The organism is Roseitalea porphyridii (assembly GCF_004331955.1).
Classification (GTDB): domain Bacteria; phylum Pseudomonadota; class Alphaproteobacteria; order Rhizobiales; family Rhizobiaceae; genus Roseitalea; species Roseitalea porphyridii.
Genome location: NZ_CP036532.1, coordinates 2,511,291 through 2,536,649, shown reverse-complemented (window position 1 = coordinate 2,536,649; position 25,359 = coordinate 2,511,291). Strand labels below are relative to the sequence as shown.

General features: G+C 66.2%; 24 protein-coding genes. 6 read left to right on the top strand and 18 right to left on the bottom strand.

From position 1 onward, the window contains the following. Nucleotides 1-515 precede the first annotated feature (515 nt). The 4 genes from E0E05_RS12375 to E0E05_RS12360 form a co-directional block, all read right to left on the bottom strand. Complete coding sequence (locus tag E0E05_RS12375) at nt 516-719, bottom strand: hypothetical protein (RefSeq protein ID WP_131616993.1); 204 nt, start codon at nt 717-719, stop codon at nt 516-518. A 38-nt stretch (nt 720-757) separates the two neighbouring features. Further along, nucleotides 758-1,351 carry a hypothetical protein gene (locus E0E05_RS12370; protein ID WP_131616992.1) on the bottom strand — a complete coding sequence of 198 codons (594 nt, stop codon included), beginning with the start codon at nt 1,349-1,351 and terminating at the stop codon, nt 758-760. Nucleotides 1,352-1,362: 11 nt separating this feature from the next. After that, nucleotides 1,363-2,370 carry a hypothetical protein gene (locus E0E05_RS12365; protein WP_131616991.1) on the bottom strand — a complete coding sequence of 336 codons (1,008 nt, stop codon included), beginning with the start codon at nt 2,368-2,370 and terminating at the stop codon, nt 1,363-1,365. Nucleotides 2,371-2,825: 455 nt separating this feature from the next. Beyond that, on the bottom strand, nt 2,826-4,301 hold the full coding sequence (locus E0E05_RS12360) for an ABC transporter substrate-binding protein (protein WP_131616990.1): 1,476 nt from the start codon (nt 4,299-4,301) through the stop codon (nt 2,826-2,828). A 207-nt stretch (nt 4,302-4,508) separates the two neighbouring features. Here E0E05_RS12360 and E0E05_RS12355 point away from each other — a divergent pair, with 207 nt between their 5' ends. After that, complete coding sequence (locus E0E05_RS12355; protein WP_131616989.1) at nt 4,509-4,862, top strand: hypothetical protein; 354 nt, start codon at nt 4,509-4,511, stop codon at nt 4,860-4,862. Here E0E05_RS12355 and E0E05_RS12350 read toward each other — a convergent pair. Then, nucleotides 4,850-6,151 carry an acetylornithine deacetylase/succinyl-diaminopimelate desuccinylase family protein gene (locus tag E0E05_RS12350; protein WP_131616988.1) on the bottom strand — a complete coding sequence of 434 codons (1,302 nt, stop codon included), beginning with the start codon at nt 6,149-6,151 and terminating at the stop codon, nt 4,850-4,852. The two genes, E0E05_RS12355 and E0E05_RS12350, sit on opposite strands and share 13 nt — an antisense overlap. Nucleotides 6,152-6,357: 206 nt before the next feature. On the opposite strand from E0E05_RS12350, the gene E0E05_RS12345 reads away from it, so the two are divergent. Continuing rightward, nucleotides 6,358-6,786 carry a L,D-transpeptidase gene (locus tag E0E05_RS12345; protein WP_131616987.1) on the top strand — a complete coding sequence of 143 codons (429 nt, stop codon included), beginning with the start codon at nt 6,358-6,360 and terminating at the stop codon, nt 6,784-6,786. Nucleotides 6,787-6,808: 22 nt separating this feature from the next. On the opposite strand, the gene E0E05_RS12340 is transcribed toward E0E05_RS12345, so the two are convergent. The 6 genes from E0E05_RS12340 to E0E05_RS12315 all read right to left on the bottom strand — a co-directional run bounded on the left by E0E05_RS12340 (nt 6,809) and on the right by E0E05_RS12315 (nt 12,622). Beyond that, entirely contained in the window at nt 6,809-7,780 is a 972-nt protein-coding gene (locus E0E05_RS12340; protein ID WP_131616986.1) for a lipid A biosynthesis lauroyl acyltransferase, read from the bottom strand. A 6-nt stretch (nt 7,781-7,786) separates the two neighbouring features. Further along, nucleotides 7,787-8,818, bottom strand: coding sequence for a zinc-binding dehydrogenase (locus E0E05_RS12335; RefSeq protein WP_131616985.1), 1,032 nt, complete (start codon nt 8,816-8,818; stop codon nt 7,787-7,789). A gap of 35 nt (nt 8,819-8,853) precedes the next feature. Beyond that, complete coding sequence (locus E0E05_RS12330) at nt 8,854-10,137, bottom strand: beta-ketoacyl-ACP synthase (protein WP_131616984.1); 1,284 nt, start codon at nt 10,135-10,137, stop codon at nt 8,854-8,856. Then, nucleotides 10,134-11,333 (bottom strand): beta-ketoacyl-ACP synthase, encoded by a 1,200-nt coding sequence (locus E0E05_RS12325; RefSeq protein ID WP_131616983.1) that lies wholly within the window; start codon nt 11,331-11,333, stop codon nt 10,134-10,136. The genes E0E05_RS12330 and E0E05_RS12325 overlap by 4 nt, the downstream gene beginning before the upstream one ends. Before the next feature lie 26 nt (nt 11,334-11,359). Continuing rightward, entirely contained in the window at nt 11,360-11,641 is a 282-nt protein-coding gene (locus E0E05_RS12320) for an acyl carrier protein (protein ID WP_192900408.1), read from the bottom strand. A gap of 66 nt (nt 11,642-11,707) precedes the next feature. Beyond that, a complete protein-coding gene (locus tag E0E05_RS12315) occupies nt 11,708-12,622 on the bottom strand; it encodes a sugar kinase (RefSeq protein ID WP_244597716.1) in 915 nt (304 codons plus the stop codon). 131 nt (nt 12,623-12,753) lie between these two features. On the opposite strand from E0E05_RS12315, the gene scpA reads away from it, so the two are divergent. Further along, on the top strand, nt 12,754-14,928 hold the full coding sequence (scpA, locus tag E0E05_RS12310; protein WP_131616980.1) for a methylmalonyl-CoA mutase: 2,175 nt from the start codon (nt 12,754-12,756) through the stop codon (nt 14,926-14,928). Between the two features lie 237 nt (nt 14,929-15,165). Here the strand turns inward: scpA and E0E05_RS12305 are convergent, their stop codons facing one another. The 5 genes from E0E05_RS12305 to E0E05_RS12285 form a co-directional block, all read right to left on the bottom strand. Next, nucleotides 15,166-17,253, bottom strand: coding sequence for a 3'-5' exonuclease (locus tag E0E05_RS12305; protein ID WP_131616979.1), 2,088 nt, complete (start codon nt 17,251-17,253; stop codon nt 15,166-15,168). Nucleotides 17,254-17,382: 129 nt separating this feature from the next. Then, entirely contained in the window at nt 17,383-17,910 is a 528-nt protein-coding gene (locus E0E05_RS12300) for a hypothetical protein (protein ID WP_131616978.1), read from the bottom strand. 22 nt (nt 17,911-17,932) lie between these two features. Then, a complete protein-coding gene (locus E0E05_RS12295) occupies nt 17,933-19,792 on the bottom strand; it encodes a DUF294 nucleotidyltransferase-like domain-containing protein (protein ID WP_158629358.1) in 1,860 nt (619 codons plus the stop codon). A gap of 122 nt (nt 19,793-19,914) precedes the next feature. Then, the gene (locus tag E0E05_RS12290; protein ID WP_131616976.1) at nt 19,915-21,702 is read right to left on the bottom strand and encodes a sodium:solute symporter family protein; all 1,788 of its coding nucleotides are present in this window, start codon (nt 21,700-21,702) and stop codon (nt 19,915-19,917) included. A gap of 29 nt (nt 21,703-21,731) precedes the next feature. Further along, complete coding sequence (locus tag E0E05_RS12285; protein ID WP_039723052.1) at nt 21,732-21,992, bottom strand: DUF4212 domain-containing protein; 261 nt, start codon at nt 21,990-21,992, stop codon at nt 21,732-21,734. Between the two features lie 477 nt (nt 21,993-22,469). Between E0E05_RS12285 and E0E05_RS12280 the strand changes: the two genes are divergently transcribed. Genes E0E05_RS12280 through E0E05_RS12270 form a run of 3 tightly spaced genes read left to right on the top strand, consistent with a single transcriptional unit; the run spans nt 22,470 to nt 23,801 of the window. Continuing rightward, entirely contained in the window at nt 22,470-23,177 is a 708-nt protein-coding gene (locus E0E05_RS12280; protein WP_131618023.1) for a DUF1045 domain-containing protein, read from the top strand. A gap of 41 nt (nt 23,178-23,218) precedes the next feature. Beyond that, nucleotides 23,219-23,467: a type II toxin-antitoxin system RelE family toxin gene (locus E0E05_RS12275; RefSeq protein WP_131616975.1), complete on the top strand. Its 249-nt coding sequence runs from the start codon at nt 23,219-23,221 to the stop codon at nt 23,465-23,467. A gap of 7 nt (nt 23,468-23,474) precedes the next feature. Then, complete coding sequence (locus E0E05_RS12270) at nt 23,475-23,801, top strand: helix-turn-helix transcriptional regulator (protein ID WP_210215706.1); 327 nt, start codon at nt 23,475-23,477, stop codon at nt 23,799-23,801. Between the two features lie 6 nt (nt 23,802-23,807). On the opposite strand, the gene E0E05_RS12265 is transcribed toward E0E05_RS12270, so the two are convergent. Next, on the bottom strand, nt 23,808-24,041 hold the full coding sequence (locus E0E05_RS12265; protein WP_131616973.1) for a hypothetical protein: 234 nt from the start codon (nt 24,039-24,041) through the stop codon (nt 23,808-23,810). Continuing rightward, nucleotides 24,028-25,194 carry an aromatic ring-hydroxylating oxygenase subunit alpha gene (locus tag E0E05_RS12260; protein WP_131616972.1) on the bottom strand — a complete coding sequence of 389 codons (1,167 nt, stop codon included), beginning with the start codon at nt 25,192-25,194 and terminating at the stop codon, nt 24,028-24,030. The genes E0E05_RS12265 and E0E05_RS12260 overlap by 14 nt, the downstream gene beginning before the upstream one ends. Between the last annotated feature and the right edge of the window lie 165 nt (nt 25,195-25,359).

The window sequence follows — 25,359 nt, the reverse complement described above, 5'->3', positions numbered from 1 at the left end:
AGTCATGTAAGTTGCGGTCGCCAAACCGCCCGTCCGGTGGGCTTGCGGTGATCGCCATGGAACGCGCCGGAGCAAGTCGCCCTGCCCGCTGTCCCGAACCGTTGTGGCACCTTCATCTGCCGCACGGCATGGCCGCCGCACCGACTCTCGGCCGGTTCGGGTCCGCTTGCGATCCCGTGGCTGCGGCAGGCCATTGCCGAAACCGGATCGCGCGCACGCATCCCACCTTCGTTCCGCACCGGCTTGGGGGCTCATCACCCGGGCGCGACACCGCTGCCGCACCCAACCGGTCCACCGCCGCACCCGCCGAAGGTAGGTGGCCATCCGACGTTCCGAAGGGCGCGGTGGCAGGAGTATGGGGGAGGCGAAAGGCGGTTGGATAAGTCTTTGGCCAGCCGGGGCGGCCTTCGGCCCTTAGCGGCCGTTGGAATTAGACCAAATTGAAAACCTCAAAGCAGCCATTCAGCTAGCGAGTCGATTCCGACTGCGGATGTCGCCAAGAATCGCTGTCTTTTTTACCAATCGGTTTCGTAGAAGTTGTTTTCCCCACGAGGGCATTCCTCTCTCATCATTACCGCACCTCTTTTTGCAGAGCCATCGTGAGTCCCAAATACTTCGACGCCATGGCCGCATCGAGGACATTGAAGTTCAAGGCCATCAACTGGATACCCACTGTCTCCCTCGATTTCTGTTTGAAAAACATCAAGGGTGATTTTCATGAGAGTATTCTCCTTTTACACTTCTTTCTCGGTCGTCTCTATTTGCTGTCAAACTCTTCTTGAACGACTTCGCCGTAGCCCTCTGGGAGCGCCATTGGGCTGCTATCCGCCTTCTCCCGCTTCGCCTCAGCTTCGATCCGATTGCGGCGAGCGATTGCTTTCTGGGTCATTTCACTGTTGAGGTCCAAAAGGCTTAGAACACCGCGAACAAAGGGAATTGTTCTGAGGATCGCCAGCGATCCAGCAAAAAACAGGATCGCCGGAAACACCCAACTCACATCTAAAATGTCTGGGGAGCCGGGGATTGGCAGCGTTAACGTCCACTGCATCGCTTTCCCCGCAATAACGGCCGTGACCGCAACAAAGTCGAGCCCGAGCAGCACTACCCAAAAGAGCATCTGCGATTTCAAGGCCTTGTAATAACGCCCTGCTTCCGATAGTTCCAAGCCATCGGGTTTCAGTATCCCAGCGGTGAAAATCATTGCCGGCAAAATCACTGCGGACTGAATGCTGAAGAATGCGATTAACTCCGTTGTTATTTCTTTAACGGCGTCAGCCGGCAGGAAATAGGCCCCGACCGCTGCGAGAGCCGCAGCCAAAACAAAGTCCCATTTCCTCAAGATGGCTCGCATTAGGCGCAGTCCTATGCCTCGATCTTTCCGTTCTCAACAAAGTAATCAAAGGCTGCTTTGAGCTTCGCACGCACGTCATTGGGTTCCAACAAGCTGCCCTCACAGAGCACCCGAACCGGGAAGCTCAACCGAATGTCCTTTCCGGTCATTCTACCATGCTTGCCGATAGCGGTGATTTCTCCCTCGGGGAGATTTCTAAGAGCCTGTTGCATCGGTGCACGCGTCACACGGCGCTTCTTGGCCTTGTAGCCAATGTGGACAGACACATCCAAGTCCGCCTCATCGGGTATGCTCTCCAGTAGCTCTTGAACATCCGCCTCGTTGTTCATCACCGCGCGAAGGACATCCAGTGCGCGCTCGCCCCAAGGACGCCGCGCGCCTACATCCACGTGCTCAGCTACCTCTTGCACCTGCTCCGCCGGTTGCTCTGGTAGCCGTGTCGGCGCAGCATCCACGACACCGGTCCCACCGACGATTATCTCGCGAAGGTCTTCGAGGTCGCCCCCGACTTCCTCGCTGTCAAACTTGGCGGTGAGCAGTACTTGGCCGTTGTTAGCCATCTGGGCAGTCTGTTCCTTCAGTAGCCAAGTTAGGTATTGTTCGAGGTGCTTCGTGTTCAGTGAGCGACTCTGAATTGTTAGGACGTGATTGCCGAGAACCATCCAGTACATCATCGAGTGGATGTACTCTCGACCCTCAGGGGGTGGCCTCTGTTCAACTGGAAGGACAGCAACATCAGGCTCATTCCGAAGAAGGGCCTGCATGAAACCTCGAGTGTACACTGTAAGGTCGCCAAAGAAGCTCACGCCGTCGTCGTGAAAAACATTCATCAGAAGCGTGTCGGCGTTTTCGGGCGGAACGACCCATGCCCGGCGTTTCCAGTGTTCCGATAGCAGGCCGCCTTCGACAACATGATTGAGCGCGCCGCGAACACGCGTTTCCAGTGTCCCGCCGTTGAGCGCGCCTACAGGGTCCTCCATTCGCCGATAGTGAACCGTAAGTGACTTCCTATCTGGCATTCAACATCACCTCCGTTGATCGAAGTATTCTTTTTCCACAAAACGGAATCATAATAGCTTCTGCAACGAGCGCAAACGAAAGCAATATCAAAGCAATGTCGATTTGGAATGAAGTTCCGAACAATTTCAAACCAAGGCGGCGAATTGTTGTCGTCAGCGTTGACTCAAAGGGATGGTGCTGCCTGACCATGAATTTCGAGCGTCGGCAATCGGGACCCTGCTAGATTGTTTGATGTGATGGCAAACGGCCACTTTTCGCCCTCCCTGTGGCTTCAGAGCCGAAAACCGCCAAAAGCCACCTGAATGTCTGCTTCCTCAACAGACGCAGCGCGATCTCGCGTGTGCAACGAAACTCCGCCATCCGCCCATCGCTGACGCCAAGACCGAGCGAGTTTTGTTCGTCGACCAGCTTTACCAGCGCACGCGCCTAGCGCTCGATCAGGGATTGAAGCCCCTCACTGCGTCCACCTCACGCCCGTCACATCGTTGGCCTGCACGGGCGAGTTCTCCCACAGGCCTTCGAGCCGTGCGTCCCAGACGCCGTTCTTGGGAAGCTGGAACAGATAGCCGTTGACGGCGTCCTCGGCGATGATCTGCTGGGCCTTGCGGAACAGTTCGTAGCGCGCGTCCTCGCCGGCGGTCACCGACAGTTCGTCGATCACCGCGTCGAAGTCGTCATTGTCGTAATTGAAATAGTAGTCCTCGCGCGCATAGATGCCGATGTCGTTGGGCTCGGTATGCGAGACGATGGTCAGGTCGTAGTCGGTGTTGGTGAAGACCTGCTCGAGCCACTGGGCCCATTCGACCGGGATGATCTCCAGATCGATGCCGACCTCGCGCAATTGCGCGGCGATCACCTCGCCGCCGCGGCGCGCATAGGAGGGCGGCGGCAGCTTCAGCGTCGCCGAGATGCCGTCGCCATGGCCCGCTTCGGCCAGCAGTTCGCGGGCCCGTTCGGGATTGTAGGGATAGGTCTCGACGAGTTCCATGTAGGCGGGGTGGTGCGGGGCGAAGTGCGAGCCGATCGGCGTGCCGAGGCCGAACATCGCGCCGTCGATGATCGCCTGCCGGTCGATGGCGTGCGCGATCGCCTGGCGCACGCGGATGTCGTCGAACGGCGCCTTGGCGTTGTTGGTCGACAGGATCGTCTCGCCCTCGGTCGAGCCGATCACCACCTCAAAGCGCGGATCGGCCTCGAACTGGGGAATGGATTCGGGTGTGGGCAGGTTGGGGAAGGCCTGCACGTCGCCGGCCAGCAGCGCGGCGGTCGCGGCGGCCGGATCGGGGATGAAGCGGATCGTCACCTGCTCGAGCGCGGGCGCCTCGCCCCAGTAGCCGTCGAAGCGTTCGAGCGTGACGGCGGCGCCCTTCTGCCATTCGGCGAAGCGGAACGGGCCGGTTCCGACCGGGTTCTCCTTGTTGGTCTCGGCGCTTTCGGGCGCAACGATGACGGCATCGCCCCAGCCCATATTGTAGAGGAAGTCGCCGGCTGGCCTCGACAGCGTGATCTCGACGGTCAATTCGTCCATCTGCTCGACGTTCTCGATCGGCTCGAACAGCGCCTTCTGGGCGTTGACGGATGCCTCGCCGCGCGCCCGGTCGAGCGAGAACACCACATCGCCCGCATCCAGCGTGGTGCCGTCATGGAAGGTCACGCCCTCGCGCAGCTCGAAGGTGTAGGTCAGACCGTCATCGGAGATCACCCAGTTCTCGGCCAGACCCGGCTGCACGGCGCCATCGCTGGCGATGCGGGTGAGCCCTTCGAACACGTTGGCGTAGACCACCTCGTCGATCGCCGCCGCCGCGCCCGCGGTCGGGTCGAGATGGGGCGGTTCGAGCACCATGCCGAGCGTCAGATCGGTGCGCTGGGCGCTGGCGGAGACGGTCATGGCGAAGGCGGCGGAGGCGGCCAGGGCGAAACGTGCGATCATGTGTTGGGTCTCCCGTGATTGCCGGCACAATTAAGCAGGTTCGGCCGCCTCTGTCAGCACGGCGTCGATCGCGTCCGCTTTTGTCCCGAGTGACCCGGGGACGGCACATCCCTTTCCTTGTCCGGGAATGTATTTGCGCCGGTTGCTTGTTTGTCGCCGTCGTTGGCTTATGCTTCGCCCTCAATAAAAAAGCGGGGAGGGAACCTGATGCGCGAGATCATTGTCATCGTCGCGATTGCGGGACTTTCGATCTTCTACATGAACAGCGTCTACGGGACCGCGCGGCCCTGTGATGCCTTCAAATTGGCCCTTGTGGAGGAGTCACCGGGCATTCTCGAAGAGATGGCCAGGCGCGACAGCGACTTCCGGATCGTTTCGCTGGGGCAACGGCTTTTCGATCCGACCGGCGCTTCCATCAGGGAGTTCTCGCGCCTGCTGGTCAACGAGATCGCGACCGACGCCAACGTAATCGCCTGCTCGTTCATGGTCGGCATGCGCGAGGTCGCGCCGGCCCAGTTCCGGACCAGGGTCGCCGCCGAACTGCTCGATCAGGAGAGCTGACTGTCGCGCCGGGCGGGTTCGGCCGCCCCTTTCAGCAGGGCGTCGATAGCGCCGGCCATCACATGGGCGCTTTGCACCATGTCGTCGATGCCGATCCATTCGTCCGGCTGGTGGGCGAGGTCGAGGATGCCCGGTCCGTAGGCGATGCAGTCGTGCAGATGGCCGATCCGGGCGATGTGCTTCTGGTCATAGGTGCCCGGCGAGATGACATAGTCCGGCGCGCGGCCGAACTCGGCCTCGATCGCGGCGGCGACCGCGCGGACCACCGGCGCTTCTCGGTCGGTCATGGTCGGAAGCACCTCCATCACGTCGCGGATCGCATAGGCGAATTTCGGCCGGTCGCGGACAAGCGCGTCGAGAATGTCGGTGACCTCCTTCTTGACCTCCTCGAGCTTTTCCTCGAGCAGGAACCGCCGGTCGATGGTCATCGCGCAGCGGTCGGGCACGTTCGGTGAGGGCAGGCCGGTGAAATCGTCGGTCTGGCCGCCGTGGATGGCGTTGATGTTGAGCGTCGAGGCGCGGGCGCCTTCGGGAACGACCGGCATCTGCGTGCGGCGGGCGGCGAGCGCCGGAAAAAGGTCCCGCTCGAAGGCTTCGAGCACGGCGCCCATGTGGCGGATGGCGCAATCGCCCAGAAACGGCATCGAGCCGTGCGCGATGCGCCCGCGCGTCTCTATCTCGGCCCACCATACGCCCCGATGGCCCAGGCAGATGCGGTCCTTGTTGAGCGGCTCGGGGATGATGACGTGGTCGACGCGCGGCCGCGAGAACAGGCCCTGCTTGGCCAGATAGCCGACGCCGGCATAGCCGCCCGATTCCTCGTCGACCGTCCCGGAGATCTCGATCGCGCCGGGAAAATCGGGACAGACCTCGATGAAGGCGTCGGCCGCGACGATGGAGGTGGCGAGCCCGCCCTTCATGTCGCAGGTGCCGCGTCCGTAGACCCTGCCGTCCTTCACCACGCCCTCGAACGGATCGACGGTCCAGCCGTGACCGGCCTCGACCACGTCGATATGGGAGTTGAAGTGCACGGTCCGGCCGGGATGCCTGCCCTCGCGCCGGGCGACGACGTTGACGCGCGGATAGCGGTCGGTGTGGCCCGGTTCGCCCTCGGCGACGATCAGCCTCGTTTCGAAGCCCGACCGCGCGAGACGCCGCGCGATGAACTCCGCGCATGGGCCATAGGCATCGCCGGGCGGGTTGACGGTCGGCAACCGGACGAGATCGCGCGTCAGCGCAACCAGTTCGTCCCGGCGCTCCTCGACGGCCCTGCGCAATCGATCGGACATGGCGCCATAGTGCGCCGGCGACTGCGATTTGCAAGCGATATCGCGCACCTCAAGGACCGGTTCTGCGCCCCTGTCCGTGCCCGAACGCACAGCGCGCGGTTAAGACTAACGGCAAGACGATGGCGGGCGGACTTTGACGCCCGTCAGACTTGGCAGTACGCTGAAAGTCCTCATATTGTGCCGCGTTCTATCGGGGGGCGTTTCCGATGAGACACTATCTTCTGACACTTGCGCTGGCGGTCGCCATCGCGTTTCCTGCCGCTGGCGAAGCGATGGCCGCAAGGCTGATCGCAGACGTCGATCTCTCCAGCCAGACCATGACCGTCAAGAAGGACGGCCGGGTGCTCTACAGGTGGCCGGTCTCGACCGCGCGGCCGGGCAAGGTAACGCCGGTCGGCACGTTCCGTCCGCAGCGCATGCATCGCAAGTGGCGCTCGACGATCTACGGCTCGAACATGCCGTACTCGATCTTTTTCCGCGGACCCTATGCGATCCACGGCACCAGCGCGGTCTCGCGGCTCGGCAGCCCGGCCTCGGCCGGATGCGTGCGTCTGCACACGTCGAACGCCAAGCGGCTCTTCGACCTGACCCGCCAGGTCGGTCCGGGCAACATGCGGGTGCGCATCCGGCACTGACGTCGGCGAATTACCCGCCGGCTCAAGCCTTCTGCGACGCGGCGCCGGCGCGCGGGTCGACCAGCGAGGTCGGGTCCCAGCGCCGGTGCAGCCACATCCACTGGTCCGGATAGTCCCGGACCCAGCGCTCGACGATGTCGTTGAGCATCTGGCAGCTCGCGTCGACGTCGATGCGGCCGTCCTCGCCGCGCGGCAGCTCCACCGCCTCTTCCAGTTCGAGCCGGAACCGGTTGCCGGGCAACCGCACGCAACGCGCCGGATAGACTGGGCATTCGAACTGACGGGCGAGCTTGGGCAGGAGCGGGTTGGTGCGCACCGGCTGGCCGAAGAAGGTGCCGAGCCGGCCGCGCCGGAACTTCTGGTCGACCAGCACGCCGACCGACGCGCCGTCCTGAAGCGCCTTGGCGAGGCCGGCGGCGGCGCCCGTCTTGGACGGTACGAGCGCGCCCATGGTGGTGGTGCGCGCGGCCAGCACGCGCCGGGCGATATAGGGATTGTTGGGCGGCCGGAACAGCGCCGTCACCTCCAGATCGAACGTCGCCGCGCAGATCGGCAGCAGTTCGAAATTGCCGGTATGGCCGGTGAAGAAGATCGCCGGCTCACCGGTTGCGTGGATGCGCTGGAACAGGTCCCGGCCGCTGACCTCGATGCGGCCGACCGTCTCGGCGTCGGGATCGTAGTCGAAAAGCTGGTCCAGAAAGACATACTCGGCGACCTGCCGGCCAAGGTTCTCCCACATGCTGCGGGCGATCGCCCTGCGCTCGGCCTCGTCCAGCTCGGGCATGGCGTGGGCGAGGTTGTCGAGCACCACCTTCTGGCGCGGCAGGAAGGGACCGATGCGGCGCAGGACGGCGGCGAGCGTCGAGATGGCCGCGTCGGCCGGCAGCGGCTTCAAAAGCGCCAGAACGCCAAAGGCGAAGGCCGCCTCGACGGCGTAACGGGCTCGCTTGGCCCGCTGCGACAGCTTCAGCAGCCATAGCTTGGCGGGCGACATGGCCGATCAGCCGTCGAGCCTGAGGACGATCTTGCCGAACACGTCGCGGGTTTCCATCCGCGCAAGCGCGGCATCGATGCCGTCCCAGTCGAGCTCGGTGTCGATGACGGGGCGGGCAAGGCCGCGCGCCATCTTCTCCATGGCATCGGCCATGTTGGCCATGGTGCAGCCGAACGAGCCGATCAGGCGAAGCTGCTGCTGGAACAGCATCATCAGGTTGGTCTGCGCCGAAACGCCCGAGGTCGACCCGCAGGTGACCAACCGCCCGCCGCGCTTCAGGCACAGCATGGAGCCGGCCCAGGTGTCCGCACCGACATGTTCGAAGACGACATCGACGCCGCGCTTCCTGGTCAGCTTGCGGACGACGCCCTCGAAGCGGTCCTCGCGATAGTTGATCACATGGTCGGCGCCGAGCGCGCGGGCCGGCTCGATCTTGGCGTCCGAACCGACCGTGGTGATCACGGTGCAGCCGATCGCCTTGGCGAACTGGATCGCGGCTGAACCGATGCCCGAGCCGCCGGCATGAATGAGGATGGTCTCGCCGGGTTCGAGCCGGGCATTGTCGAACAGCATGTGCTCGACCGTGCCGAAGGTGATCGGCGCGAGAGCGGCGCCGACCGCGTCGACGCCGGGCGGGGCGGGCACGCAGTTGCGCGCCGGCATCGTGACGATCTCGGCGGCAAAGCCGTCCAGATGAAAGCCGTGCACGCCGCCGACATGTTCGCACAGATTGTCGCGGCCGTCGCGGCAGGGGCGGCACAGCCCGCAGGTGCGCGCACCGAAGATGGCGACGAGCTGGCCGGGCACGAGCCCCGCCACGCCCGGGCCGACCGCGTCGACCTCGGCGCTGGCCTCGGCACCGATGACGAGCGGCAGCTTGCGCTTGGCGAACGCCATGCCGCGCCAGCCCCACACGTCGATATGGTTGAGCGCGACCGCCTTGACGCGCAGCCGGACCTCGCCATGGCTCGGCGGGGGCGGCGGGTCGATCTCGACGCGTTCGAGCCTCTTGTCTTCAACGAGTTGAAGCGCGCGCATTGTCGTGTCCTGAAGCTTGAGCAGATCGCGTCCGCTTAAGCGGGTTCGGCGGCGATGACAAGGCAGGTGTTCTGGCCGCCGAAGCCGAACGAGTTCGACAGGACGCGCGTGACCTGCCGGTCGCGCTTGACGTTGGGCACGCAGTCGAGGTCGAGCGCGGGGTCGGGATTGTCGTGATTGATGGTCGGCGGCAATGTGCCCGTGCGGATCGTCAGGAGCGAGAAGACCGCCTCGATCGCGCCGGCGGCGGTCAGCGTATGGCCGATCATCGACTTGTTGGACGAGATCGGCACGCCGCCCAGGCCCTCGCCGAACACGTCGGTCAGCGACAGATGCTCCATCTTGTCGTTCTCGGGCGTCGAGGTGCCGTGCGCGTTGATGTAGCCGATGTCGGACGGATCGGCGCCGGCGTCCTCGAGCGCGGCGCGTACCGCCGCGATCGCGGGCGAGCCGTCGGGCTTGGAGCGGGTGCGGTGGAAATCGTCGGCCTTGTCGCCGCAGCCTTCGACGATGCCGAGTATCGTCGCGCCGCGCGCCCGGGCACCCTCGAGCGTCTCCATGACGAAGGCGCCGGCGCCCTCGGCCATGACGAAGCCGTCGCGATCCCTGGAAAAGGGCTTGGAGGCCTTTTCGGGCACTTCGTTCTGGGTCGACAGCGCCGACAGCAGCGAGAAACGCACCAGCGCCTCGGCCGTGACCGAGCCGTCGGTGCCGACCGAGACGACGCGGTCGGCCTCGCCGCGCCGGATCGCCTCGACACCGAGCTGGATCGCCGTCGCGCCGGATGCGCATGCGGTCGAAAGCGTGATCGGCAGGCCCCGCGCGCCGATCCTTTCTTTCAGATGCATCGCCGTGTTGCCGAACCAGACACTGCCCGCATAGGCCGGATGCGGAGCGGCGCGGGCGGCGGCGAGAATGCGCCCGTAGCCGGCTTCTTCCTCGCCGAGCAGCGCGCCTTCGGCGTCGAGCGCCAGCCGCTGGCGCCATTCGAGCTCGACCGGTGGGGCGGCGACGAACAGCGGGCCGCCGAAGTCGCCGCCGTCGAGGCCGGCCTCATCGAGCGCCTCGAGTACGGCCGCCTCGGCGAGCGCATAGGTCAGCGCGGCCGAGCCGTCCTCGGGCGCGGTCATGAAGTCGACCGTGCCGGCGATCGTCGTGCGCAGATGATCGGTCGGAAAGCGGGCGATGCGATGAATGCCGGACCGACCCGCCGTCAGCGCATCCCAGTTGTCCTTCTTGCCCCGGCCGAGCGGGGAGACGACGCCGGCACCGGTGATGGCGACGAGCGGCCGGCCGGCATGATCGGTCGCAGCGCTCATGAGGTGTCTCCAGCCCGTTCGAGCAGCACCATCGCTTCCGCCGACGCGTGACCCAGCCCGATGACGCCGACGGCCGATGGCGCGCCGTCTGCCGCCCGTTCGGTTGCGCTGTCCGTCGGCGCGATCGTCGCGCCGTTTGAAAGCGCCAGTGCGCCGGCGGCGACGGCAAGCGGAAACTGCGCCTCGCGCAGATGGCCGGTGAGGTTGGCGATCACGCGCGCGGGCTTGTCCGCGCACCGGTGGGCGAGGAATGCGCGTTCGGTTGCACCGCGCGCGGCAATGCCCGAAGCGGCCGAAACGACCATGTCGGCGCGACCGATGCCCGAGCGCTCGGCGAGCCTTTCGAGCCGGCCGCGCACCTTGTCTTCGGCGGGATCGCCGGCGTCGGTTGCAACCGGCCCGATCCGCGCATGGGCGCGCGCGCTGCGGGCGGCGGCATGCTCCTGTTCCTCGATGACGAGGAAGACCGCTCCGGACCCCGGCACGATGCCGCCGCCTTTGGCTCCGTCGCGTTCGGCAACGGGGCGCCAGTCCCCGCGCATGAGAAGCTGGCCGGTCTCGAAGCCGAGCAGCATGTCGGGATGCTCGCAATTGTAGGCGGCGCCGACGAGCGCGTGGGTGGATTGGCCGGCGCGGATACGCGCAACGGCCGTCTCGAGCGCGGACATGCCGGCGCCTTCCTCGCCCATGAAGGTGCGCGACGATCCGGTCACCTTGTGGACGATCGAGATGTTGCCGGCGAGCAGGTTGGAGAGCTGGGCCAGAAACAGGGTCGGGCGCAGTTCGCTGGTCAGCACCTCGTTGACCAGAACGTCGGCATCGTTGCGACCGCCGGCGACGCCGGACAGGATCATCGTGTCGACGGCGACGTCACGCTCGCCGCCGGCGGCGGCGACGATCATGTCCATGGTGCCGGTCAGCGCCTCGTCGCCCTTGATCGCCGCATCGTCGAGGGCGAGACCCGCCGCGAACGTGCCGAGCCGCTGCCAGGGTTCCATCTGGCGCTGGTCGCCGCGCCGCGGGATCTGCCCGGACCAGTCGATCTGGGGGGCCGGATGGACGGGGTAGGGGGCGAAGCTTTCGGTGTCGACCGGCGAGCGGCGGCCTTCGGCGAGCGCCTGCCAGTTTGCCTGCGCGCCCACGCCAAGGCCGCTGATCAGGCCGATGCCGGTGATGACGGCGTTCTTGTGGGTCACGCTGTGTTCCGGCTTGGTGCGCGTCTTCAGGCGGCCTTGGCGGCGACCAGCCCGTCGATCTTCGCGCACAGATTCTTCAGGACGAAATACTCTTCGGTAGGCACCTTGCCGTCGTTGACGTCCTGCGTCCACTGTTCGAGCGGTATCTTGATGCCGAACTCCTTGTCGATGGCGAAGACGATGTCGAGGAAGTCGAGGCTGTCGATACCGAGGTCATCGATGGTGTGGCTTTCCGGCGTGATGGTCTCGCGGTCGATCTCGCTGGTCTCGGCGATGATGTCGGCGACTTTGTCAAACGTGCTGGCCACGGCTGTGTCCTTTGTTCTTGCGGGCATGGGCGCCAATTCGAGCGCGTGTCTAACCGGTTTGGCGCGTCAGGAAAAGGCCGTTGTGCCGCCGTCCGGACGCAGGTCGGCAAGCGCATCGGCGGGGAGCAGCGCACCATGTCGGCCGATGACGCGCGCGGCCACCCGATGGGCGAACAAGGTCGCCCCGACCGCCCCGATGCCGGACAAATGGGCGGCGAGAAAGGCCCCGTTGAAGCTGTCGCCGGCGCCGGTCGTGTCGACCGGCGCGGCGGGTTCCGGAGGCGCCACGGATCGCACCGTGCCGTCCTGCCAGACGAGGGCATCATCGCCGCCGCGCTTGACGATCACCGTGCGCGCGCCGCCGATGCCGATGCGGCCGACCGTGTCCTCGGGCATCGCGTCGCCGAACAGGGCCTGCTCGTCGTCAAATGTCGGCAGCACGATGGCGCTCGCCATGCAGCCGCGTTCGATCGCCGCGCGGGCGGTTTCGGGCGACGGCCAGAGGCGGGGGCGGTAATTGGGATCGAACGCGATGGTCGCGCCGGCCTCGGCTGCTTGCGCAAGCGCGTCGAACAGATGCCCGCGCGCCGCCTCGTCGATGATCGCCAGGGTGATGCCGGAGAAATAGATGAGGTCGGCGCCGTCGATGCTCGCGGCGAGCGCCGCGGGGTCGTCGGCGAGGCGGCGTGCCGCGGCATCGCCGCGCCAGTAGGTGAAGGAGCGTTCGCCCGTTCCGTCGAGCGTGATCGCGTAAAGACCGGGCGCCTTGCCTTCGATCACCGGGCTGTGCGCCGTGCCGATGCCGTTCTGCTTCAGGAAAGCGATCTGTTCGGCCGAAAACGGGTCGTCGCCGAAGGCGGAGACATAGTCGGTGACCGCATCGGCCGGCAGCAGGGCGCGCAGATACCACAGCGTGTTCAGCGTATCGCCGGCAAAGCCCTGCCGCCACGTCGCGCCGTCGCGGCCGGACAGTTCGATCATGCATTCGCCGATGGAGACCACACGCATGCAGCGCCGATAGCGAGGCGATCGCGGCCTGTCCATACGTTCGTTGCATTGCGGGCGCGGGGCGGCGCATTATGAACAGCCAACGCCAAAGGAGGAGGCGCGCCATGGCCGATCAGGACAAGCCCGAACTGGACGCGTGGCGGGCACTCGCCGAACGCGAGCTCAAGGGCGCTTCGCCCGACGATCTGACCTGGCACACGCCCGAGGGCATCGCCGTCAAGCCGCTCTACACCGAAGCCGATCTCGAAGGCGTCGACCATCTGGGTTCGCTGCCGGGCGTGGCGCCCTTCACGCGCGGCCCGCGCGCGACCATGTATGCCGGCCGGGCCTGGACGATCCGGCAGTATGCGGGGTTTTCGACCGCCGAAGAATCCAACGCGTTCTACCGCAAGGCGCTGGCGGCCGGCCAGAAGGGGCTTTCGGTCGCCTTCGATCTGGCCACCCACCGGGGCTATGACTCCGACCATGACCGTGTCGTCGGCGACGTCGGCAAGGCGGGCGTCGCCATCGATTCCGTCGAGGACATGAAGATCCTGTTCGACGGCATTCCGCTCGATGAGATGAGCGTGTCGATGACGATGAACGGCGCGGTGATCCCGGTGCTCGCCATGTTCATCGTCGCCGGCGAGGAACAGGGCGTCGACCGGGCGCAGCTCTCGGGGACCATCCAGAACGACATCCTCAAGGAGTTCATGGTCCGCAACACCTACATCTATCCGCCCGAGGCCTCGATGCGGATCGTCGCCGACATCATCGAGTACACGGCGCGCGAGATGCCGCGCTACAACTCCATCTCGATCTCCGGCTATCACATGCAGGAGGCCGGCGCGACGCTGGTGCAGGAACTGGCCTTCACGCTCGCCGACGGGCGCGAATATGTGCGCGCCGCGCTCGAAAAGGGCATGGATGTCGACGCGTTCGCGGGCCGGTTGTCCTTCTTCTTTTGCATCGGCATGAACTTCTTCATGGAAGCGGCGAAGCTGCGCGCCGCGCGCCTCCTGTGGTCGCGGATCATGGAGGAGTTCGAGCCGAAGAAGCCGCAATCGAAGATGCTGCGCACCCATTGCCAGACATCGGGCGTGTCGTTGCAGGAGCAGGACCCCTACAACAATGTCGTGCGCACCGCCTACGAGGCGCTGGCGGCGGTGCTGGGCGGCACGCAGTCGCTGCACACCAACTCGTTCGACGAGGCGATGGCGCTGCCGACCGAGTTCTCGGCGCGCATCGCCCGCAACACGCAGCTCATCCTGAACCATGAGACCGGCGTGACGCGGACGGTCGATCCGCTGGCGGGGTCCTATTATGTCGAGAGCCTCACCAAGGAGCTCGCCGACAAGGCCTGGGACCTGATCGAGGAGGTCGAGGCGCTCGGCGGCATGACCAAGGCCGTGCAGGACGGTCTGCCCAAGCGGCTTATAGAGGAGGCGGCGGCACGGCGCCAGGCCGCGGTCGACCGGGGCGAGGAGGTGATCGTCGGGGTCAACAAGTACCGGCTGGAGGCCGAAGAGGAGATCGATCTTCTGAACGTCGACAACGAGGCGGTGCGCATGGCGCAGGTGGCGCGGCTCAAGCGCATCCGGTCGAGCCGGGACGAGGCGGCGTGCGGCGCCGCGCTCGAGGCGCTGGAACAGGCGGCCGCGTCCGGCAGGGGCAATCTGCTCGAAAGGGCGGTCGAGGCGGCGCGGGCGCGTGCCACCGTCGGGGAGATTTCGGCGGCCATGGAGCGCGTCTTCGGCCGGCACGTCGCCGATGTGGTGACGATCAGGGGGGTCTACGGCGACGCCTACGCCGAGGACGAACGCTTCGCCGGCATCAGGAAACGGATCGAGGCGCGCAAGAGCGGCAGCGGCCGGGCGCCGTCGATCTTCATCGCCAAGCTCGGGCAGGACGGGCATGACCGGGGCGCCAAGGTGATCGCCACCGCGTTCGGCGACATGGGTTTCGACGTCCATGTCGGCCCGCTGTTCCAGACGCCCGACGAGGCGGCGCAGATGGCGGTCGACCACGATGTCGAGATCGTCGGCATGAGTTCGCACGCCGCCGCCCACACGACGCTGGCGCCGATCCTCGTCAAGGAACTGGCGGCGCGCGATGCCGCCGACAAGGCGGTGATCGTCGGCGGGGTGATCCCGCAGAAGGATTACGCGCTGTTGCGGGAAGCGGGCGTGGCGGCGATCTTCGGCCCGGGCACGGACGTGCTCAAGGCGGCCGAAGACCTGCTCGATCTGATCGAAGAACGCGAGCGGCGCCGGAACTTCCCGGGCGAGGCGGCGGAGTAGCGTCCGGTGTGTTCCGCCGCGTCTCGCCGCGTTGCCCCCGCTTCCGGCCGCTTTCCCGACCCTCCGTCCCTTCCCCGCAAGCGTGGGAGGGAGGACTTCCACATCCAGCAATCCCCTCCGATCTTCGAACCAGGCGCAAAGCGCGCGTCAATCTCGGCGGCGCCAAGGTCTTCCCTCACACGCTTGCGGGCAAGGGACGAAGGGTGGGGGCAATTCTCGAGGCGGTGATTGGCCCGCTCACCCGTAGGCGGCCTGGCGTCGTCGGATCGCCGTCTGCGCCTCGGAGATGCGCAGCGCGTCGCCCAGCGTGGTCACGCCGCTGGCCTCGAGCAGCCTGATCAGTTTGGCGAAGATGTGCGCGGTCGCCAGCGCGTCGCCGCGCGCGGTGTGCCGGTCCGCCTCGGCGATCGTCACGTTGAACCGTTCGGCAAGGGCATCGAGCGTCAGTTCGCCCTCGGTGCCCTGCAGCCAGGCGGCGAGCAGCACCGTGTCGAGCACCACATTGTCGAACCGCACGCCGGCGGCCGCTTCACCCTTGGCCAGAAAGGCCATGTCGAAGGCCGCATTGTGGGCGACCAGGACCTGGTCGCGGGCGAAGGCGTGGAAACGCTTGAGCGCTGCCGGCACGCCGGGCGCGTCGGCGACCATGCGGTCGGTGATGTGGTGGATGTTGGTCGAGGCGGCCGGTATCGGCCGGCCCGGATTGACGAAGAGATCGAAGATTTCGCCGGTCAACACGCGGCCGTTGACGACGCGCGCGCCGGCAATCGAGACGATCTCGTCGCCCCGGCGCGGGTCGAGCCCGGTCATCTCGCAATCGAAGACAACCGCATGGAGTTGCGACAGGGGCACGTCGAGCAGGTCGCGGGAGGTGTCGCGCTCGAACAGGTCGAAATCGTAGAATTCGGGGCGGGCGCCGACGCGCTCGGCTTCGCGCCTTTCGGCGTGCGGGCGCGCGGTCGTGTTGACCGGAAAGTCGATGACGATGGCGCCGTTTTCAATGCGGGCAGTGGCGCGGTGGCGCTCGAGGATCGCATGGCCGGACAGGAAAGCGGTCGACGGGTCCGCGTTCGCGTCCAGGTGCGCCTCCAGCCATGCCGCATCCGGCCCGGCGCCCCTGGCGGCGATGCGGATGGCCCGCGCATGGCCGGTTCCGCTTGCGGCCAGCGTCAGACCGGCGGCGCCTTCATGGGCGATCAGCGCGCGCGACAGATGGCGCAGCAGCGCGATCAGCGTGGCGCTGTCGGCATGGATGAATTCGGCATCGCCGGTGGTCGCCAGCGTGACGCCGGTGCCGGCGAGCGCCTTGCGGACGGCGCCGAATAGGCGGCCGGCGGGCACGTCGGCCATCGGCCAGGCCGAGGCGATGATGTTGCCCGAGACGGCCTCGAGCCGGGCGAGGGCGCCGCGCAGCCCGTCCGATCCGGCGTTCGTGTCGACGGCCGCGCGGATATCGCCGATCGCCTCGCGCAGCACCCGGTCGCGTTCGAGGCCGGCCGCCAGTTCGGCGGTCACGTCGTCGAAGACGGCGATGAAGCCGGCCGGCGCATTGCCCGCCTCGTTCAGCCGCAGGGCGATGTGGCCGCGCATGGTCACCGCGCCATCGCAGGTCGAAAAGACGATCGGCACCGCGCCCTGATCGGCCATGGGCAGCGGATTGGCGCCATCGTCCAGATCGAAGGCCTCAAGCGCGGCGCGGAACGGGCCCTGCTCGACGATGTTGAAGAAGTCGCGCCCAAGGCCCAGCGAGCCGATCATGATCTCGGTAGAGCCGGGGTCGTCGCGGCGGAACTCCTCGACATGCAGGATCTCGACGGCACGATGATTGTAGAGCGTGACGCGGCCCGTCATCGTGCAGACGACGAGGCCCTGATGCAGGTCGCGCAGCAGCGCTTCGAGCTCGGCCTTCTGGCGGGCAGCGTCGCGGATCGCGTCCTCGATCGCGGCGTCGGTGCGGGCGCGGGCGTCGATCAGCGCGCCGGAGACCTCGCGCGCGGCCGGCGCGATCATGCCCAGATATTCGCCATCGGACTGCAGGCGCATGGCCTTGCCATCGGCATGCGCGATGGTCTTCAGGTCGGCGGCGATCGCCATCAGCGGCTTGGCGAGGTTCTCGTCGAACTTCAGCGCCACCCAGGCGATCAGGCCGGTGATCGCGAAGGCGGCGCTGCCGACGATGACGACGATATGGTCGACCGCGCCGGCGCCCAGACGCTGCGACAGCCAGATGATCGCGCCCACGAGCAAGCCCACGCTGACCGATCCGATCAGCGCGAAGAACAGGGCGATGCGAGCCCGAAGGCTCAGGCGCTCGACCCAATGCATAACGTGAACCTCCCTTGGCGGCGCGTCGGACGCGCACCCAGTCCCGAACTGAACGAATTGTGGGGTCTGGCCGGGGGGCAAGCCACCCCGTCTTTGGGCCTATGACCTTGGCAGCGGTTGGTGGTTCGATCAGCCGACCGGATGGTTGCAGACGGTCGCCATCAGGTCTCCGTCGGCAGGGATGTCGATCCACGTCACATTCGTCGGAAGGCCGTTGTCGTCCAGTTCGGTCGCATCGGTGTTGTCGGCGCGGCGCCCGTCCGCGCAATCGATGAACTGGCGCGTGACGACGGTGGGCGTGTAGCGCTGGACGAGGATGATCTCGGCCTGGCGCACGGTCGGCTCGGCCTGGTTGACGCGGATCGTGTCGGTGTCGACCAGCATGAAGCGGTTGATGCGCGGAAAGACCAGCGTCCAGGGCTGGATGAAGTTGGAGAACTCGCCGGTCGCGACGACGACATGGCTTTCCGGCAGTTCGGAGACGGTGCGGCCGTACCAGGAGTTCTCGATCCAGGCCATGAAGACGATCATGGCAACGCCGCCGGTGAGCGGCAGCACGCCCCTCGGCGCACGCTGGCCGGACGCGCGGAAGCCCAGCGAGACGAGGCCCGCGCAGGCGATGGCCAGAACGATGGCGCCGACGATGGTCAGGAACATGGTGTTCTCCCCCGGTGCGAGCCTATCGCCTCGCCCCGACCTGGCCAATCGCCGATTGCAGCGTCTTGACCACCGAGAAGGCGTCCTTGAGGTGGTTGCGCTCGAGCGCCGACAGCGTGTCCGGCACCATGAAGTTGTCGGGCTTGCCGCCGGCGCGGATCTGCGCGGTCTGGTGCTTGAGCCGCAGTTCGACGATCAGGTCGTAGGCGTCGATCAGGTCGTTGCCGCCGGTCTTCGACAGGACGCCTTCCATGTCGCGTGCCGCGATCAGCCGTTCGCGCGTGTTGACCGCCGTGATGCGGCCGGCGAGCGCATAGGCGCGGGCGAGATCCGTGATCGGCACGACGCCGGACAGTTTCAGATCGATCGCGTTGCGATGCTCGCGGTCGCGCATCAGCGACAGCCCGCCGAACAGGCCGAGCGGCGGCGTATGGGTCAGCGAATTGGCGATCATGTGTGCGCGGAAGATGGAATCGCGGCTGGCCCTTTCGAGCGTGGTCACGTTGAGGTCGCCGAACAGGCCCTCGTCGCCGGCGATGGGGCGCAGGTCGAACATGACGCTCGCCAGCATCTGCGCCATCGGGTCGGGCTTGTCGATCCAGCCGTCGAAATAGCCGCGCCAGACGCGCACCGGCTGACGCCATCTGGGGTTGGTCGCCATCATGTCGCCGGGGCAGTAGAAATAGCCGGCCGCGTCGAGCCCGTCGGAGACGAACTTCGCCATTTTTGCGAACCACGGCCCGTGCGCTGCTTCCTCATAGGCATCGGACAGGAACAGGCAATTGTCCTGGTCGGAGACGCCGGTCTGCTCCATGCGGCCCTGGCTGCCGCAGGCGAGCCACAGGAAGGGCGCCGGCGCCGGTCCGAACCGTTCTTCGGCAAGCGCGATCAGCCGGCGTGTGACGGCGTCGGCGACGCCGGTCATCATCCGGCCGACCTGATGGCCCTCAAGGCCGCTGGCGACAAGTTCGACCAGCATCTGCGGCGCGCGCGCGACCACTTCGGCGAGGCCCTCGTAGCTGTCGCGCCGGTTGATGTCGGCGATCATGTAGATCAGCGAGTTGGAGTTGCGGCGCACCAGATCGGTCTGGGTGACGATGCCGGCCGGTCTGCCCCCGGCGTCGACAACCGGCAGATGGCCGATGCGCCGCTCGGTCATGACGATCACCGCTTCGAGCATCGTCGACGTCGGTCCCAGCGCGACCGGATCGGCGGTCATCACCGCCGAGAGGGGGCTGTCGGGCGAAACGCCGCGCGCGATGACGGTTCCGACGAGATCGCCGGCGGTGACGATGCCGGCAAGCCGTCCGTCGTCGCCGGTCACCAGCATGCAGGAGATGTGCCGGTCCCACATGATCTCTGCCGCCTGGCGCACAGTGGCGTCGCGCGGCAGGGTCATCGGGTTGGCCGTCATCAGGTCGCCGAGCGTCGTCGCGGCGAGATCGGCGGCGGTGGGCGCGGTGCTGCGCGCCTGCGGGGCATCGGCGCGCCGCCTGAAGAAGGCCGCGAAGACCGGATCGTCGGCCATGATCCGCTTGAAGACGGGGGCGGGGATCACCGCGAATTCGGCCCGGCTGCGCGCGACGACCTTGAGGATCGCCCGGCCGTCGCGCATCAGGGCGCGGTGCCCGAATATGTCGCCGGCATGCATGTCGGCCAGTACTTCGCCCTCGGGCGAGATCAGGTGCATGTTGCCAGACACGATGACGTGCAGGCCGGCGATCGAATCGCCGATGTCGCAGACGGTATCGCCCGCCTCGACCGTGTGGCGGCCGGCATTGTGCGTGATCGCCTCGAAATGGTCCGGCGCGAGCGACCGGAACGGGGCGCGGCCTTCGGCGAAGGCGGCGAAGTCGGCAAAGGCCCGGGCCTTGTCTGTCATCGGAGCCGACGGCATGAACTTTGTGAACCCCTTTTGGACTTGGGCGCAAAAAGCCCCGCTCTTGTCAAGCGGGGCTTTTCGTGGCGGCCGGGCCGGCGGGAGAATCCGGCCCGGTCCGCGTGTCAGTGGTCGGCGGTTGCCGCGCCGGCGCCTTTCGGGATCCGGACGCTTTCGACCAGATCCTGGATGTGCCGGGGCGGAGCCTCGGTGGCGCGGGCCACCGCGAAGGCGACCGCGAAGTTGATCGCCGCGCCGACCGCGCCGAACGAGGTCGACTTGATGGTCAGCAACAGCGGCTCGGCATCGGTGAACGAGTTGGTTCCGGGAATGAAGAACCAGCCCTTGTGCAGGAAGATGTAGACAAGGGTGACGCCAAGGCCCGCGACCATGCCGGCGACCGCGCCCGTGTTGTTGATGCGCTTGAAGAAGATGCCCATCATCAGCGCCGGGAAGATCGACGACGCCGCAAGACCGAAGGCGAGCGCCACGGTCTGGGCGGCAAAGCCGGGCGGGTTCAGCCCCAGCCATGTCGCCACGCAGATCGCCACGGCCATCGAGATACGTGCCGCGAGAAGCTCGTTCTTCTCCGAGATGTTCGGATTGATCGCGCTCTTGATCAGATCGTGGCTGATGGCCGAGGAGATCGCCAGCAAGAGGCCGGCCGCGGTCGAAAGGGCGGCGGCGAGACCGCCCGCGGCGACCAGCGCGATCACCCAGCCGGGCAGGTTGGCGATCTCGGGGTTGGCGAGCACCAGGATGTCGCGGTTGAAGTTGGTCAGCTCGTTGCCCTGCCAGCCGCGCTCCTCGGCAAAACCCGCGATGGCGGCCGAGCCTTCGTTGTAGTACTGGATGCGACCGTCGCCGTTCTTGTCTTCCCAGCCGAGCAGACCGGTCTGTTCCCAGGTGCGCATCCAGTCGAGCTCTTCGCTGTTCTGGATCGCCTCGAGCGAGACGGCCTCGCCCTGCACGCCGTTTGGCCACATCGTGTCGGTGATGTTGAGCCGCGCCATGGCGCCGACGGCCGGGGCGTTCAGGTACAGGAGCGCGATGAAGACCAGTGCCCAGCCGGCCGACCAGCGGGCGTCGGCCACCTTCGGCACGGTGAAGAAGCGGATGATGACGTGCGGCAGGCCGGCCGTGCCGATCATCAGCGACAGGGTGAACAGCACCATGTTGAGCGTGTTGCCGTCATGGGCGGTGTACTCGTTGAAGCCCAGGTCGGTGACGACCTGGTTGAGCTTGGCCAGAACCGGGGTCGCCGATTCGGAATGCTCGCCGAACAGGCCGAGCGCCGGGACCGGATTGCCGGTGAGCTGCAGCGAGATGAAGATCGCCGGGATCGTGTAGGCGGAGATCAGCACGCAGTACTGGGCGACCTGGGTGTAGGTGATGCCCTTCATGCCGCCAAGGACCGCGTAGAAGAAGACGACGGCCGCGCCGATCAGAAGGCCGGTCGTGTTGTCGACTTCAAGGAAGCGCGAGAAGGCGACGCCGACGCCGGTCATCTGGCCGATGACGTAGGTGACCGAGGCGACGATCAGGCAGACCACGGCGACGATGCGCGCGGTCTGCGAGTAGAACCGGTCGCCGATGAACTCGGGCACGGTGAACTTGCCGAACTTGCGCAGATAGGGCGCGAGCAGCATCGCCAGCAGCACGTAGCCGCCGGTCCAGCCCATCAGGTAGGTCGAGTTGTCATAGCCGACAAAGGCGATCAGGCCGGCCATGGAGATGAAGGATGCGGCCGACATCCAGTCGGCGGCGGTGGCCATGCCGTTCATGATCGGGTTGACGCCGCGCCCGGCCGCGTAGAACTCGCCCGTCGTGCCGGCGCGGGCCCAGATGGCGATGCCGATGTAGAGCGCGAAGGACGCGCCCACGAACAGCAGATTGAGTGTGTATTGGTCCATGATGATAGGTCCCTAGGCGCTTGTCGCCGTCACTCTTCGACGCCGTGCTTGCGGTCGAGCGCGTTCATGCGCCAGGCATAGAAGAAGATGAGAAAGAGAAAGACGAGGATCGATCCCTGCTGGGCGAACCAGAAGCCGAGATCCGTTCCGCCGATGGTGATGCCGGCCAGAAGCGGGCGCAGCAGGATGCCGAAGCCGAACGAGACCAGCGCCCAGATCACAAGGCAAACGCCGATCAGCCGGAGATTGGCCGACCAGTAGCTGTCCGCCGAACCCTGATTGTCACTCATTGAGTTGTCCTCCCTCGAGTGCATGCCACGTTCGGGGCACGGAAGAAGGCGCGCAACGGCAACCGGACGTCCACGCGGGACGTCGCAAGCGGATCGCGCGGGATCCTCCCGACCCCTTGGATGAAGAGCGATCGGCGCTTGGTCCTGATCGCGTTTGCCGCCAGCGGACGGATCGTTTCCGGCCGGCATGGCGGGGTGGCGGCATATCAGTCGAGGGGTGCCCCGTTCTCAACACTACTTAGTGCTAAGCCATCCGGAAGCGTTGGCGGAAACCACGGAAAAAACAGAAAAATCAATTGGATAATCAGGTTGCGGGTTCGGCTAACACTTTATGGGCGCAGCTTTCGTCGTAAGCCTATCCGACGAGAATTCTTGGCGCCCAAGTCGAGGGCTGCGCGAAAACAGATGCGGAGTCGCTTGGTTGTCACACATCGAACGTAGCTAATGCGCCAAGGAAACGGCCATGTGATTCGCCCCATGCGTTACGCGATCTACTTCAGTCCGCCTCGCGACAACGACCTGACGGTCGCCGCCGCCCAGTGGCTTGGACGCGATCCCTTTTCGGGTCTGCCGATCCCGGCGACCGGACTGGGCGCGCTCGGCGCGGGCGCGCAGGCCTATTACACGGCCGCGCCGCGCCGCTACGGCTTCCACGGCACGCTGAAGGCGCCGTTCCGCCTGGCCGGTCATGCGCGCGAGGCCGATCTGTTGCGTGCGCTCGGCGACTTCTGCGCCGGCATGACCACGGTCGACCTGCCCGAGATGAAGATCGGCCTTCTGGGCGGCTTCTTCGCGCTGGTTCCCGCGCAGGAGAACGGCCGGCTGAACGATCTGGCCAACCGGGTGGTGGCGATGTTCGACAAGTTTCGCGCGCCGCTCAGCGACGCCGAACTGGAGCGCCGCCGGCCCGAGCGGCTGTCGCGCACCGAACTGCGCAACCTCTACAACTGGGGCTATCCTTACGTGTTCGACGCGTTCCGCTTCCACATGACACTGACCGGCCATGTGGAGGAGCATGAGCGCGACCGCGTCGAGATGGCGCTCAGGCGCCATTTCGGGGCGCTGCCGGAGGCCGGGCTGACAATCGACCGCCTTACCCTTTTCGTCGAGCGCGAGCCTGGGGCGCCGTTCGAGGTGCATTCGGTGCATGCGTTCGAGCCGCAGGCCGCACGGGCCCTCGCCTGACGGTTTCTTGACCGCAATGTCGCCAAGGGCTACATTGTGGCATGAAGCCGATCGTCTATCTTCCCGGTGCCGAGAAGACGTTGCGACGGCTTCCGCGGAACGTTGCCATGCGTATCATCAGGAAGGTGGAGGCGTACGCCACCGATCCGGCGTCGCTGGCCAACAACGTCAAGACATTGAAGGGCCGGGACGGTATCAGGCTCAGGGTCGGCGATTGGCGCGTCATCATGAGGGACGGGGTTGTCCTGGAAGTGCTCGCCGTGGGGCCGCGCGGCAGCGTCTACGATTGAGGCTATGATGAAGATGATCACCATTCCCGAGGCGGAGTATGAGGCGCTCGTCGCCGCCAAGGAGGATCTCGAGGACATTCTCGCATACGACAAGGCGATCGAAGAGGGTGGGGAGGGTATCCCGCACCCATTCATGGTTCGTCTCATCGAGGGTGACAGCCCTGTTGCGGTCTACCGCGAATGGCGCGGCCTGACGCAGGCGGCGCTGTCGGAGGCTTCCGGCGTCAATCGCGTGCAGATCGCCGAGATCGAGGCGGGCCGGAAGACCGGCTCGGTGAAGACGCTCAGGAAGCTCGCCGACGCGCTCGGCGTGACGATCGACGATCTGGTCTGAAGGGCCTCACAGCCGGCCGTTCGCCCGCAGGATTCGTCCGACATCGTCGGCCTCGGCAAGACCCGCGTCGAGCGCGAACACATAGGCCTGGGTGAAGAAGAACAGGGCGGCGTCGACCTGCCCGAGGCGTTCGAGCGTGTCGGCGGCCTTGCGGTAGAGCGCGGCGAGCATGGCCGGATCGCCGGCCTCGTGCGCGGCGATCAGCGCGGCGTCGAGCGTGGCGCGGTCAAGCAGCGACATCGGCGAACTGCCGCGCGATCCACCGGTGGAACAAATGGGTCGGGCTGTCCATCACCGGCGAGAAGCGGCCGCCATCGAACCCGCCGGCATGACGGCCGCGCTGCATGCCCTCGACGACGAACAAATCCTCCTCGAACACCGTCTTCCATTGCGCCGTGTTGCGGGCGCGCAGGCCCGCGCGTTCGGGCCCGGTGTCGCCGGGATGATGATAGTAGAGCGCGACATGCTCGACCGAGCGTTCGGGGCCGTGCGGCTCAATGATGATGGCGAAGGAATGGTCGCGGTGCACGCCGAAAAGGACGTTCGGATAGAGCGCGACATATTCGGCCGCCGTGTCCCACTTGGCCGGTAAGTCCGGCGCGTCGCGGAACCTCTCCCCGTCTTCGCCGGCAAGCTGGCGGTAGACGTGGGTGCCCTGTCCGGAAAAGGCGTCGGGCTCCTCGATGTTGTAATGGTCCTCGAGCCGCGAATAGGCGTTCAGGCCAGGATGCACCCAGGGCAGGTGATAGCTCTCGCAATAATTCTCGACGGCAAGCTTCCAGTTGGTGGCGACATCGAGCGTGAACGCGCTGTCTTCACCGGCAAAACTGAGCGGATGGTCGAAATCGGCCCAGCGGGCCATCAGGGTGGCGTGCGCGGTCTCGAACGGCGGCGCGTTGCCGGCCAGGTTGATGAAGACCACGTCGCGCCAGACATGGCTCGGCACCTCGATCAGGCCGAGCGTGGCGCGGTCGACCGCCTCGTGCGCGTTGTGCCCGGGTCCGCCGACATGCGGGGTCGCCTTGAGCGCGCCGTCCAGATCGTAGCACCAGGAATGGTAGGGGCAGCGGATCGCGCCGCGGATCGGGCCGGCCTTTTCGACCAGCACCATGCCGCGGTGGCGGCACACATTGTGGAACACGCGCACCGTGCCGGCGCGATCGCGCACCATCAGCAGCGGCTGGCCGAGAAAATCGACGGGCACGGCCCAGCCCGGATCGGGCAGGTCCTTGGCGAAGCCGATGCCGGCCCAGTTGCGCGCGAACACGGCATTGTTCTCGCGCGCATGGGTCTCGGCGCTGGTGTAGAAATGGTTCGGCAGGCCGCGCGCCCGGTCGACCGGCGCAAGCACGGCGGCGAGTTCGGTGTCGCGCTCCAGCGGCATGATGTTCATGGCCAACCTCCCGGCTCCATGCGGCGACGGTCAGGATCGGCCATGGCGACGATTTCGGGAATGTCTGAAAACGACATCGGCCCGGCCGTGGCGGGTCGAGGGCCGACATGGCCGGTCCGGCGCGTGTGGAGGCGGCCGCCACGGGCGCGCGCGGCGGTTGACCGC